The following is a 12,142-nucleotide window of genomic DNA, read 5'->3' as shown; positions in this document are numbered from 1 at the left end:
CAGTCCGTTCCTCAGGTCAGGCTGAGCTTATCACCCTGTCCAGAAAAACGGCACCACCTCACTTCCTCACCCTGCTTGATGACGAACGCCTTCTGCGCGTCCGTGAACTTCGATGCCTTCATGCCACGCCTCCTTGCCCAGCCAAGGAAATCTGAGGCCGAAAACTCTAGCTCAAACCGATCCAGTTTTCAGGTGGCAGAGCAATCCATAAAGTGGTTTCTCTTTATTCGGTGAACGATTCGGTTGCACGATTACTTGGTTTATGGCAGAACTGACCCTGGCATTGGCGCTTATTCCGCCATGTTGGTTGAGATTCGACCACGAAGAATGAATGTTACTGAATATCGTGTCCGGGGGGAAAGCGATGCTGCGCGCAGTTTCCATTCTGACGATTGTTGCCTTTGGCCTCTCCGCCTGCACGACGACTCTCACGTCGCGGACTGCACCCTCACTACAAGATGGCTTTGCTCCGGAGGGGATCGAATATCGGCTTCCTATGCTGCAATATGTCGTCACCGGCACTTACACGCTGACGAGTTGCACGCCGAACGATGAGGGCTTGCTGCCCCTTCACCTCGACGTCACGGCCACAGGATCGACGATAGAAGGCGAGGCGCGGGTCGTTTCCTATTCGACGCTGGCAGCTAAATTCAAAACAACCAGCTTCAATATCGAGTTCTGGGATGACACGCGCTTGGTCAAATCGATCAATGCGTCGGCGACCGACAAGGGCCCCGAAATCGCTGCCAATGTGTTGAAGGCGGGTGTCGCCATCGCCCGGATGGCTGTTGGTGCCCCCGGTGGCGGCGGCAAGCCGGATGAGGTCAGGCCTGTGCCATTGGCCTGCGCAGACGGTCTCGACGCCGTGGTGCAGGCAAGCGAGCTCGCCAGGAAGGGCATCGCAGCCCTTCCCGATCAAATCCAAGCGACCAAGGACCGCATCGCGCTCTACACGACCAAGGCCCAACTCGGAATTCTGACGCTCTCCGAGAAGAAAGCGGCGGCCGCTGACCTCGCTGCCAGCAAGGCACTCGACGCGAAGCTCGCAGCCTTTCAAAAGCAAGCCGATGCGGCCGCCAAGCGACTGACTTTCGCGATCGAGTGGCGCTATCCCGACGCGACTGGCCCGGTTGCGCCAAAGATGCTGCTCGCGACGAGCGGGCGCGCATGGTTCTCCAAGCTCGTCGCCAACCCCGACGCCAATGGTGCCCAGATCGACAAGGAGATCGCCTCAATGGCTGTCGCGGCGGCCTTGACGCCAGCGGTCGCCACGACACCGTGCGATCCCAAGAGCGAGGTGAGTTGCCGCGCGATCAGCGTCGATGCCGGCTTTGCCTATCGCACGCCGGCGCCCGGCATTTTCAAAGTCTGCCGCAATCCTGCACCTCTGGCCTGCGGTGCCGACCCCAAGCCCCTAGTCACCGAAGCGGTGTCCGTCCCGCAATTCGGCCGGATGATGGTGCTACCGCTCCGGAATGGCTGGGGTGAGGATAACAACTTCTCGGCGACCTTCTCGAAGACGGGCAATATGCTGACCTTCAAATATGAGGCCAAGAGCGCGCCCATTGAAAAGGCCACCGGCGTCATTGCTGATGCCGCCACCCAGATCGGGTCGATCGCGAAGGATCTCAAAGCGCAAAATGCGGCCGATGCAACCGCGGCCGCCGCGAAGGTCACGGCGGACCAGACTGCCAGCTTGGCTGCGATCCAGAGCCAGATCGATATTCTGAACAAGCAGGCGGAACTGGCGAAACTCCAGGCAGCCGCAGCCGATCCGGCGACGACCGAACATAATAGCGAGGTCGATCAACTGAACGCGCAAATCGCGCTGCTGCAATTGCAGAAGCAGCGCAAGGAGCTGCTCGACGCCTTGGCGACGAAGCCATGAGCCTGCCCGCCTTCATGGCGCCCAAGGCGCCAGCCCGTTCGCTAACGACGGTGCTCAACTTTCCCGGCGGCGGCGCGGCTAAGGCCACGCCGCTGGCGGGCTTCCCACTGCAATCGCAGGCGCTCGACAATTGGTGCTGGGCAGCGGTCGCCGCCGGCGTCGATGCCGTGCGCGGCGCAAAGCAATCGCAATGCACGATCGCAGGGCTCTATGGCGGCGTTACGGGATGTCCCCAAGTCGCAGAAAAGCTGCAGCCGCCGACCTGCCCGCCAAGGATCGCCAATGACACGATCGGCTATCTGAACGAGGTGCTCGATTGTCTGGGCTTGTCGCGTTCGACATTCGCCAGCATCACCGATGGCGCTGCAGTCGAGACGCAGGCGCGCGCTGATCTGAAGCAGAAGCGCCCAGTGCCTTTCCGGATCGCCTGGAGCGGCAGCGGCGATGGTCATTTTCTCGCGATCGTCGGCGCGTCGGACCAAGGCCTGCTCGTCTATGATCCGGCGGAATCGAAGGCGTCAGTCAACCATCTCGTCACGGTGACCGCGGCGCAATTGTCGAAGGGCGGCTATGACGGTGCCGGCAAATGGTCGCACGTCTATCCGGTCATTTAGGGGTAAGAGAGATGCCGATCCGCATTGTTCAGGATCCCCCGGAAGCCCGCAGGATCGCCGAGCGGGCGCTGACCCGAAGCCAGCGGCCAGACCTGTTCGGGCTCACCATCGCGCCGCCTGCACCGATCGGTGCGCTGGGCCTCTATAATCTGACCCTCGAAGATCTACTGGCGCGGCGCTTCGAGAAAGCGACGCTGACCGGCTGGCGTTATGTCCAGCTCGCCGACGGTGCGACGCTTGGTAAGATCGCCGATGTCACCAGCGACGACGGCCCGGTGCTCGCCGCTATCGCCGAGGGGGCTCTTGCGCGGACGGTCGCCGACGTCGGTTCTGGCGCCGAGGCGCTTCTGGCGACAGCGACTGGGGACTATGAACCGCGCATCCTCAGGCTGCCGCAGGTTCATATGGAGGCCCTGTGGTTGCACGGTCCCAAAGATCGTTTTTTCGGTCTGCAGGGTCAGCACGCTGATCTGCGCGACGAGGACTTCATCACGATGGCGGTGGCGCGCGCCGAGAAGCGGCGGGATTCTCGACCAACCGAGCTGCCTTCAGGAGGGTAACTGATCGTCGAAGATGGGGGGTGATCGGCACACCCTATCCGGCAACAGAGTGCCCCCGGATCATCGTTTCACAGGCGATGGCGGCGACCTTGCGCATACTCCTAAGCGACAAAGCGCGTTTGCCACGCCGCAATCGCTCGCAACCTTTGCGGGCGGCAGCACAGCAGTGACCCTGCTCTGCAAGGTGTCAGGGCCCGTTCACCCTGAAAGGGAGAAGAACCACCGCGCAGCGCTTGTGCGCGCGCTGCTGATCGTCGCGATCCTGTATGCCATCAGCGAGACGGACCCGAAACGTCGGCGGGTGGCCTCGCGCGACTATGTGCGTACAACCGCGCAGGCTTGGAGGGCTTCGAAGCGCTGGCGGACGGTGCGTGACCAGATCGACGCTTGTCGGCGGGATGTGCGGCGATGTGATGATGCTGGTCAGCGAACGGCCGGTATGAATCATTCTGCGATTGCATTCTGACATATGCGGAATAGATGCTTCTCGTCGGATATACTGTTCGATAAATACGTCGGAGGTGACAGTTAAGAGAAATGTAGTCCATTTAAATAAATAGAATATTATTTAATATATATTAATATTAATCACGGTGAATCGCGAGTGGCGTGATCCTATCAATTGCTGATAGCCGAATTTTTAGCGCAGAAGACTGCGTGATCTGCGGTCATATTGTGCTGATCTTGCTCAATCCGTTCGGGAGAGCGTCTTTCTTATCTCTGGCGCCTGACCATCTCGTCAATTAGCATCTGATCGAATTGCGGGCTCGCGACATAGGTCTTGAAACTATGGTCCTTGATTGGGGCGAGGGTGTAGCGGCGCATGATCGGATAAATCCGCTCGAGGCGCTCGCCTGCCTCGGATTTGATGCCTAGCCGGGTCGGATTAAAGTGGGCCGACAGTCCGACAAATTTGTTCAGCACTGGGTCTTTGGCGTTGATGCTGTATCGCAGACTGGTGAGCTGCGGGCTGAACGTCCGGAACTGGCCGCAGACATAAGGCTTGGCTTGCGCCGGCTGCTGACTCTGGTCGCAAAAGTCGATCCAATCGACCGCCGGTGCCAGCATAAGCACATGGAGCCGATTATGATGTTCACCGAGCGGCACGTGAGGCCACAAAAGCCGTCGGTCCGCGCCCCAGCCCTGCGCCACGGCCTGGGTTTGCCGAACAAAGCTTGGATCATAGACCGGATTGCCGAGCGCGGAGAGAATGACTGACGCACCGCGGCTGTGCGAGATAAGATAGATTTCCTTGTCCGAAAACTGGTTGAGAACGGGTCGGAGCGCATTGACCCCAACAAGTTGACTGTTGCCGACCGCCCAGAACCATATGCGGCCGCCGCCGATTAGTTGGCCGGACAAGCCGTCCCAATAAAAGCGCAAGACGCCGTCGCCAGGTCGTAAATCGAGCTTCGCTTCGATCGCCTTAAAAGCCGGTTCTGCCTCCGCGACAGTGTTATTATAGCCGTGAACAAGGATGAAGATGCGCTGCTTATTGCTACCGAAAGTACGAATAGAATCAAGCATCGGCTTTTGTGCGGCGGTCACCCATGCTCGGAACGCCGGATCGCGAACGCCCTGATTGAGTAGGCTTCCGCTTGGCCAGCGAGTCCGCCATCTCATCTTGAACCGGCTCTGCCAGTCGGGCGGATAGAAGGTTCCGTTGGAATCTGCGAACAACTCGGCATGATCGGGGGCGGGCGACGTGTACGGATGCGGGAATGTCGCGGCTTGAGGAAAACTATGGCGATAGCAGCCTGCCAGCATGGCAACGATACCGAGCAATGCGGTGAGAGCCTGATATCTCGGTCGGTTAGTTGGATGCGAACTCATTTCGTCTTGCCCCCGATAATCCCGGCTGCAGAATGCTGGTTCTCAGGATAAAATACGAGAGGAATTCGGTGGTCGGTGCCGATGCGGGAAGGCTTCAAGCGTAGTGATCTATACACAACTCGCCGGGACACACTTATTGAGCAGTTTGTCCAAAACCTGCCATTCGTGCCTTTGTTCGCGGGCGAAGGGCAGACACAAGCCGTTATTCGCTGGCCGATGGGGGCAGGTGAGAACGGGCTGGCGCCTGTCGGAAGCGGGCGGTCTACTCGTGGGGCGGACGTCATCCGTTAATCTACGATGATGGGCCAAACATGACAGAGAAGTCTTGATTGGACTGCTGTGCCGATTGAGAAAATGCGGTATCAATTCGGCGTTATTAATGGGCGATTGGTCGAGAATGGTTAAAGTGGAGGTATTTTCGGGGGTGACGTGTTCCTAGTGAATTCAATATTGCTATTAAAATTAATTTTGTATGATTGGCTGGCCATTCCCTCCTCCGCTACCAACTTCAACCCGTTTCCCCTACCAAGCAAAGAGAGCGGTGATCATCCCCGAAAACCTGACGCTGTCTTGCAGGTCCGCTGCATACGCGTAGCCTTGCCCCGGTCAATGCGGGCAGCTTTGCCAGTATTTGCACATGCAAACCGGGCGGCTGCTGGTTGCAATCGATTTCCGATGGCGTAGGTCCGTGTTTCACAACGGCGCGAGCCGTTGGTGCGCGAGATACAACGACAGGAGAGGCCATGAGCATCGCGAACCGGGGCAGCAGGACGATACGACGCGTGCGCGGGGCCTTGCTGGCTACCACGCTGGCATTGATGCCGGGCATGGCTCTGGCGGCGCCCACGGCCAAGGCCACGCCCGATCCGTGGTGGGCACATGCGGTGATCTATGAAATCTATCCGCGCAGCTTCCAGGACAGCAATGGTGACGGGATCGGGGACCTCAAGGGCGTTACACAGCGGCTCGACTACCTGAAGGCGCTGGGTGTCGACGCGATCTGGCTCACGCCGTTCTTTCCCTCGCCCAATGTCGATTTCGGCTATGACGTGGCCGACTATACCAATGTCTCGCCCGAATATGGCACCATGGCCGATTGGGACGAACTGGCGCGCGAGGCGAAGAAGCGTGGCATCCGCGTCATGGTCGATTTCGTGCTCAACCATTCGTCCGACCAGAACGCCTGGTTCAAGGAAAGCCGCTCTTCGCGCAGCAATCCCAGGCGCGACTGGTATGTGTGGAAAGACCCGGCGCCCGATGGCGGCCCGCCGACCAACTGGGAGTCGATCTTCGGCGGCTCGACCTGGACCTATGACAAGGCCACCGGCCAGTATTACTACCATATCTTCTACAAGGAGCAGCCCGATCTCAACTGGGCCAATCCGGGCCTGCGCAAGGCCATGCACGAGGTGGTCCGCTTCTGGCTGGACCATGGTGCCAGCGGCTTTCGCCTGGATGCCACGCCCTATCTGTTCGAGGATCCGGCCTGGCCCAACGACCCCGACGTGAAGGGCGGGCCGCCTGCTGGTCTCAAGCCCTACAACAGCAATCTTCCCGCCACGCGCGAGGCGCTGAAGGATCTGCGCAAGCTGGTCGACAGCTATCCCGGCGAACGGGTGCTGCTGGGCGAGAACGCCATCTCCACCATCGCGGACTTGCGCCGGGTCTATGGCGCGAAGGGTGACGAGATCAACCTGCCGATGGACTTCCTGTACAAGGACGTCAGCAGCTTGGACGCGGCCACCTTCAAGGCGCGGATCGACGAGGCCGAACTGGGGCTGGATGGCCTGCCACCGGTGTTCCACTTCAGCAACCACGACACCTCGCGCCAGCGCACGCGCTTTGGCGATGGCGTGCATGATGAGGCAATCGCCAAGATCACTGCGGCGATGACGCTGACCCTGCGTGGCACCGCGCTGATGTATTACGGCGAGGAACTGGGCATGGCCGACTTGCCGGCCAATGTGCTCAAGGATGTCCCGCTCGGGCCCAAACGCAAGGTGGCCGACAAGCGCGATCCCGAACGCTCCCCCATGCAGTGGACCGATGGCCCGGGCGCAGGCTTTACCACGGGGTTACCCTGGTTGCCGGTCAACCCCGACGCCGCCACGATCAATGCCGCGCGCCAGCAGGGGGACAAGGGCTCGATGCTCGCCTGGTACACCGGGCTGCTGCAATTGCGGCGGACCGATCCTGCCTTGCGCAGTGGCGCCTATGTTCCGCTCGAGAGCGGCAACCCCAAGGTGCTGGCCTATGCGCGGCGCAGTGCCTCGGGCGCGGGCATTCTCGTGCTGCTCAACATGAGCGGCGAGCGCCAGGCGCTCAAGATCACCGGCTGGCCGGGGCAGGCCCCACGCGTTGGCGCGCTGGTCATGGCGAGCACGCCAACGGGTGCGCCGAACGTCGTCGATCCGGTGCTGGAGCCTTATGCTGCACAACTGGTGCGGTTCGGGCCGTGAAGGGCGCGTTGCAACAAAAAACCGCCCCGTGAGGGCGGTCTGTTGCTTCGTGCCTGATTGCTGGCCCGGCTGAGAGCGAGATCAGCCCTGGGCCTTGTCCGCCATGGCCAGTTCGATGGCGGCGGTCTGGGTGACCGGGGCGGCCTGCGGGGCCGGGGCGCCGTGGGGATAGATGAAGCCGAAGGCGGGGGAAGGGCGCATGCCCAGCGATTGGGTCGGGCCGTACCACACGCGCACTTCCGACCAGTCGCCAGCGGCCGAGACGTCCACCGCCATCACGCCGCGCTCGACCATGCCGGGGCGCGACCAGTTGGCGTGGTTGATCATCACGTGGCGGGCATCGACCACCTTGCTGACAACCGCGACGTGGCCATAGGGCATGGCGCGCGAGGCGCGGAAGGCGAGCACGGCACCAGCCTTGGGTTCCTGGCCACGGGCATAGGTGCCGGCGGCATTGCCCCACCAATCGCGCGCGTTGCCCGAAAGCTGCACATCCGAAACCTGGCGGGCATAGGTCACGCACTGGAGCCGGGCCTGGGCCACGTTCGGCAGTGCAGCAAGCGAAGCGAGAGCGGCCAGGGCGGTGAGGATGGTGCGAAGCATGGGCTGCACCTTAGGGAATTGCCGGGATTCGGGAACCCGGGGTTCCCACGGTTCACCGCTGGCGCCCAACCGTTTATCCTGCATTCATCTGGGTTGTGGATAACTTTTGCAGCGCAGCATGCCCGGACGCTGCCGCGCAAAAGAAAGGCGCCCGAACCGCGAGGGTCCGGGCGCCGATCCTGGCAGGTGCTGCACGGGGCAGCGCCTGCAACACGCTCTTACGAGCTGTAGTACATGTCGAACTCGACGGCCGACGGCGTGGTTTCCCAGCGCAGCACTTCGGGCCACTTGAGTTCGATATAGGCTTCGATCTGGTCCTTGGTGAACACGCCGCCATCGAGCAGGAAGTCGTGGTCAGCGGCCAGCGAGTCCAGCGCTTCGCGCAGCGAACCGCACACGGTCGGCACGGCGGCGAGTTCGGCCGGCGGCAGATCGTAGAGGTTCTTGTCCATGGCTTCGCCCGGGTGGATCTTGTTCTTGATCCCGTCGAGACCGGCCATCAGCAGCGCGGCATAGGCGAGGTAGGGGTTGGCCATCGCGTCGGGGAAGCGGAATTCCACGCGCTTGGCCTTGGTGCCGGCGCCATAGGGGATGCGGCACGAAGCCGAACGGTTGCGGGCCGAATAGGCCAGCAGCACGGGGGCTTCATAGCCCGGCACCAGGCGCTTGTAGCTGTTGGTGGTCGGGTTGGTGAAGGCGTTGAGCGCCTTGGCGTGCTTGATCACGCCGCCGATGAAGTAGAGGCACATGTCCGACAGGCCGGCATAGCCGTTGCCGGCAAACAGCGGCTTGCCTTCCGACCAGATCGACATGTGGGTGTGCATGCCCGAGCCGTTGTCCTTCATGATCGGCTTGGGCATGAACGTGGCCGTCTTGCCATAGGCCTGCGCGACCTGCTGCACGACGTACTTGTAGATCTGCATGCGGTCGGCCGTCTGCACCAGGGTGCCGAAGGTCAGGCCGAGTTCGTGCTGCGCGGCGGCCACTTCGTGGTGGTGCTTGTCGCAGGGCAGGCCCATTTCCAGCATGGTCGAGACCATTTCGCCGCGGATGTCGACGCAGCTATCGACCGGAGCCACGGGGAAATAGCCACCCTTGGCGCGCGGACGGTGGCCGAGGTTGCCGGCTTCGTATTCCTTGGCGGTGTTGGTCGGCAGCTCGATGTCGTCGATCTTGAAGCCGTTGCCATCATAGCCGTCATAGAACTTGACGTCGTCGAACAGGAAGAATTCGGCTTCCGGCCCGACATAGATGGTGTCACCGATGCCGGTGGTCTTGAGGAAGGCTTCGGCGCGCTTGGCGGTCGAACGCGGATCGCGAGCGTAGAGTTCGCCGGTCGAGGGTTCGACGATGTCGCAGTTGATGATCAGCATCGGCGTGGCCGAGAACGGATCGACATAGACCGAGTCGAGGTCGGGCTTGAGGATCATGTCCGACTCGTTGATGGCCTTCCAGCCTTCGATCGACGAGCCGTCGAACATCAGGCCGTCTTCCAGCTCGTCTTCGCCCAAGACCGACGACACCATGGTGAGGTGCTGCCACTTGCCCTTGGGGTCGGTGAAGCGGAGATCAACCCACTCGATTTCCTCTTCCTTGATACGGGCGAGGATGTCCTTTGCACTTGCCATCGCTGGTCCTTCTGTTTGCCCGCCGAAAACACGGGGCGGGCTTCAGGGGTGGTTGGAAAAGGAGGCCGCCCGTCCCAAGGCCACCCCCGCTTCACCGCCGCACCGCTCGCCCGTCCTCCACGCGGAAGGGCGGCCGGGCACTGCGGCGAAATTCGTTCAGATCGCGTCGTTGTCGCGTTCGCCGGTGCGGATGCGCAGCGCGCTTTCGATCGGGATCACGAAGATCTTGCCGTCGCCAATGCGGCCGGTCTGCGCGGCGGCGGCCACGGCCTCGACCACGCGGTCGACCAGCGCGTCGTTCACGACGACTTCAAGCTTCACCTTGGGCAGGAAATCGACGACATATTCGGCGCCGCGATAGAGCTCGGTATGGCCCTTCTGGCGGCCGAAACCCTTGGCCTCGGTCACGGTGATGCCCGAAACGCCGATTTCGTGCAGCGCTTCCTTCACTTCGTCGAGCTTGAAGGGTTTGATGATCGCTTCGATCTTCTTCACCGGTTCCTGACCCCTGCACCTGATGCCGCACGACGCCACGAATGTGTGGGCCGATGCGCGTTCCTCGTGTCCATGGCCCCGATCCTAACAAGAATCGTGCCACTGTTAAGCACATTGCCCTAGGCCATTGCCGCCCGGGGCGAAAGCGGGAAATGCACGGGGAAAGAAAGAATGCAACCCAACCCTGTGCAAAATCATGCGGGTTGTTGCGCGAATACGATGGAATAGTGCTCAAATAAAAGGCAGGGTTTGCCTGTTTTTTGGGCAGCGCCGCCGCCCGTTCGGCTCCGGCCCACGCCCCCAACCGGCCTCCAACGATAGTACGCTGTGGGAGGCCGGCCCCCTCAGCGAAAACGTCCCCCGGACGTTTTCGGTGCCTTCGGGACGGGAGTGGGCCGGTGCCGAACTCAAAATTCGTCGAGGACGAATTTTGGATCAGATGATCACGCTGCGTAGGGCGGCTTGTGCAAGCCCTTGGGGCTGGTGGTGAAGATTTCGCAGCCATCTTCGGTAATGCCGATCGAATGCTCGAACTGCGCCGAGAGCGAGCGGTCGCGCGTCACCGCCGTCCAGCCATCGTCGAGGATCTTTACCGCCGGCTTGCCGAGGTTGATCATCGGTTCGATGGTGAAGAACATGCCCGGCTTCAATTCCGGCCCGGTGCCCGCGCGCGCGGCGTGAACGACTTCGGGGGCGTCATGAAACAGGCGGCCCAGGCCATGGCCGCAGAAATCGCGGACCACGCCATAGCGCTGCTTTTCGGCATGGGCCTGGATCGCCGCGCCGATATCGCCCAGCCGCGCGCCGGGGCGGGCCTGCTCGATGCCGATCATCAGGCACTCATACGTCACGTCGACCAGGCGCCGCGCCTTGAGCGGCACGTCACCCACCAGGTACATGCGGCTGGAATCGCCATGCCAGCCATCGAGCAGCGGCGTCACGTCGATATTGACGATGTCGCCGTCCTTGAACGTCTTGTCCGAAGGAATGCCGTGGCACACCACATGGTTGATCGAGATGCAGCAGGAATGGGCATAGCCGCGATAACCCAGCGTGGCGGGCACCGCGCCGGCGTCCAGCGTCATCTGGCGCACCACGTCGTCGATCGACGCGGTGGTCACGCCGGGCTGCACCAGTGGCGCCACGGCATCGAGAATCTCGGCCGCGAGGCGCCCGGCCTTGCGCATGCCCTCGAACCCTGTCGGTCCATGCAGCTTGATCGTTCCGTCGCGCAGGACGGTTTCGGTGTCGTCAACGGTCACATAGTCGGTCATCGCGCCTAGATAGCGCGGGTGGGCCGAAATTGCGAGGTTGGATCGTGGGGGCGTCGCGACACTCATCTGTCGCAGAAATCAAGATCTACCAGCTTTGCTATGAGATCATCGTCGAGGTTCATGACGGCCTCGGCAACACGGTAATGACCCTTGGCAACCGCTAGCGCGGACATGACGGATAGGAGCGTCGGCTCGTCCCAATCTTCGCGAAGGTATTGCACGACGCACCGCGCCAAGCGTGGAACGGCATCGCCATATGCCTGCGCGAGATCAGCCGGAACAGGAGGGCCTTTCCCGCTAACCCGTGCAATCTCGATCGCGGCGGGCAATTGGAAAAAGCTGAAATCTACGGCCCCCGTCGCATTACAGGCAATCTCGACGATGTGTGGTAGCGCCGCATAGGACGCATCATACACGTCGCCTTGGTGACAAAGGCTCGACCAGAGCGTGAACCACGGCTCGCTGTCATATCCGGTTTTCGGGCCTGTCGTGTGAGCGAGTTGGCGAAGCAGTTCTGGAATGTCGGCCGCGCTGCCGTAAGCGTGCGAAAGTTCCTGCCAGCGCGGGTCGTCGAGTTTGATCATGGCTGACCCTAAGCAGCCTGACCTATGACTGCAACTGGCGTTTCCGAAACAGCCGAAAGCATCTCAAAAAGAAAGCTGGCGAAAATTGTTTCGCGCAGAGGCGCAGAGGCGCGGAGATAAAAAATCTCTGCGCCTCCGCGCCTCTGCGCGATGTATTCTTTTTCTTCTCCGCGTCTCTGCGTCTCCGCGTGAACCATTTGGCAC

The 12,142-nt window shown here is 61.4% G+C and carries 11 protein-coding genes; 4 read left to right on the top strand and 7 right to left on the bottom strand.

Annotated features, from left to right (window positions below; all coding sequences use genetic code 11):
* The first annotated feature begins 364 nt into the window (after positions 1-364).
* Genes IE191_RS19115 through IE191_RS19105 form a run of 3 tightly spaced genes read left to right on the top strand, consistent with a single transcriptional unit; the run spans position 365 to position 3,062 of the window.
* On the top strand, positions 365-1,888 hold the full coding sequence (locus IE191_RS19115; RefSeq protein WP_191325976.1) for a FlxA-like family protein: 1,524 nt from the start codon (positions 365-367) through the stop codon (positions 1,886-1,888).
* On the top strand, positions 1,885-2,502 hold the full coding sequence (locus IE191_RS19110) for a C39 family peptidase (RefSeq protein ID WP_191325975.1): 618 nt from the start codon (positions 1,885-1,887) through the stop codon (positions 2,500-2,502). The genes IE191_RS19115 and IE191_RS19110 overlap by 4 nt, the downstream gene beginning before the upstream one ends.
* An 11-nt stretch (positions 2,503-2,513) precedes the next feature.
* On the top strand, positions 2,514-3,062 hold the full coding sequence (locus tag IE191_RS19105) for a hypothetical protein (protein ID WP_191325974.1): 549 nt from the start codon (positions 2,514-2,516) through the stop codon (positions 3,060-3,062).
* 714 nt (positions 3,063-3,776) lie between these two features.
* On the opposite strand, the gene IE191_RS19100 is transcribed toward IE191_RS19105, so the two are convergent.
* Positions 3,777-4,847, bottom strand: a complete 1,071-nt coding sequence (locus IE191_RS19100; protein ID WP_191325973.1) for an alpha/beta hydrolase — start codon at positions 4,845-4,847, stop codon at positions 3,777-3,779.
* Positions 4,848-5,638: 791 nt separating this feature from the next.
* Here IE191_RS19100 and IE191_RS19095 point away from each other — a divergent pair.
* Positions 5,639-7,354 carry an alpha-glucosidase gene (locus IE191_RS19095; RefSeq protein WP_191325972.1) on the top strand — a complete coding sequence of 572 codons (1,716 nt, stop codon included), beginning with the start codon at positions 5,639-5,641 and terminating at the stop codon, positions 7,352-7,354.
* Between the two features lie 81 nt (positions 7,355-7,435).
* Here IE191_RS19095 and IE191_RS19090 read toward each other — a convergent pair whose 3' ends face one another.
* From IE191_RS19090 to IE191_RS21185, 6 genes are all read right to left on the bottom strand, one after another.
* Entirely contained in the window at positions 7,436-7,957 is a 522-nt protein-coding gene (locus tag IE191_RS19090; RefSeq protein ID WP_191325971.1) for a CHAP domain-containing protein, read from the bottom strand.
* A 218-nt stretch (positions 7,958-8,175) separates the two neighbouring features.
* Positions 8,176-9,585, bottom strand: a complete 1,410-nt coding sequence (gene glnA, locus IE191_RS19085) for a type I glutamate--ammonia ligase (protein ID WP_191325970.1) — start codon at positions 9,583-9,585, stop codon at positions 8,176-8,178.
* Positions 9,586-9,741: 156 nt separating this feature from the next.
* Positions 9,742-10,080: a P-II family nitrogen regulator gene (locus IE191_RS19080; protein ID WP_191325969.1), complete on the bottom strand. Its 339-nt coding sequence runs from the start codon at positions 10,078-10,080 to the stop codon at positions 9,742-9,744.
* Between the two features lie 443 nt (positions 10,081-10,523).
* The gene (gene map, locus IE191_RS19075) at positions 10,524-11,354 is read right to left on the bottom strand and encodes a type I methionyl aminopeptidase (RefSeq protein ID WP_191325968.1); all 831 of its coding nucleotides are present in this window, start codon (positions 11,352-11,354) and stop codon (positions 10,524-10,526) included.
* A gap of 62 nt (positions 11,355-11,416) precedes the next feature.
* Positions 11,417-11,938 (bottom strand): hypothetical protein, encoded by a 522-nt coding sequence (locus IE191_RS19070; RefSeq protein ID WP_191325967.1) that lies wholly within the window; start codon positions 11,936-11,938, stop codon positions 11,417-11,419.
* A gap of 8 nt (positions 11,939-11,946) precedes the next feature.
* A partial coding sequence (locus IE191_RS21185; protein WP_229815665.1) for a hypothetical protein occupies positions 11,947-12,142 on the bottom strand: 196 nt, incomplete at its 5' end.

The organism is Novosphingobium pokkalii, from assembly GCF_014652855.1.
Taxonomy (GTDB): Bacteria; Pseudomonadota; Alphaproteobacteria; order Sphingomonadales; family Sphingomonadaceae; genus Novosphingobium; species Novosphingobium pokkalii.
Note: the sequence above shows the minus strand (reverse complement) of the source record. Positions and strands in the feature narration are given on the sequence as shown.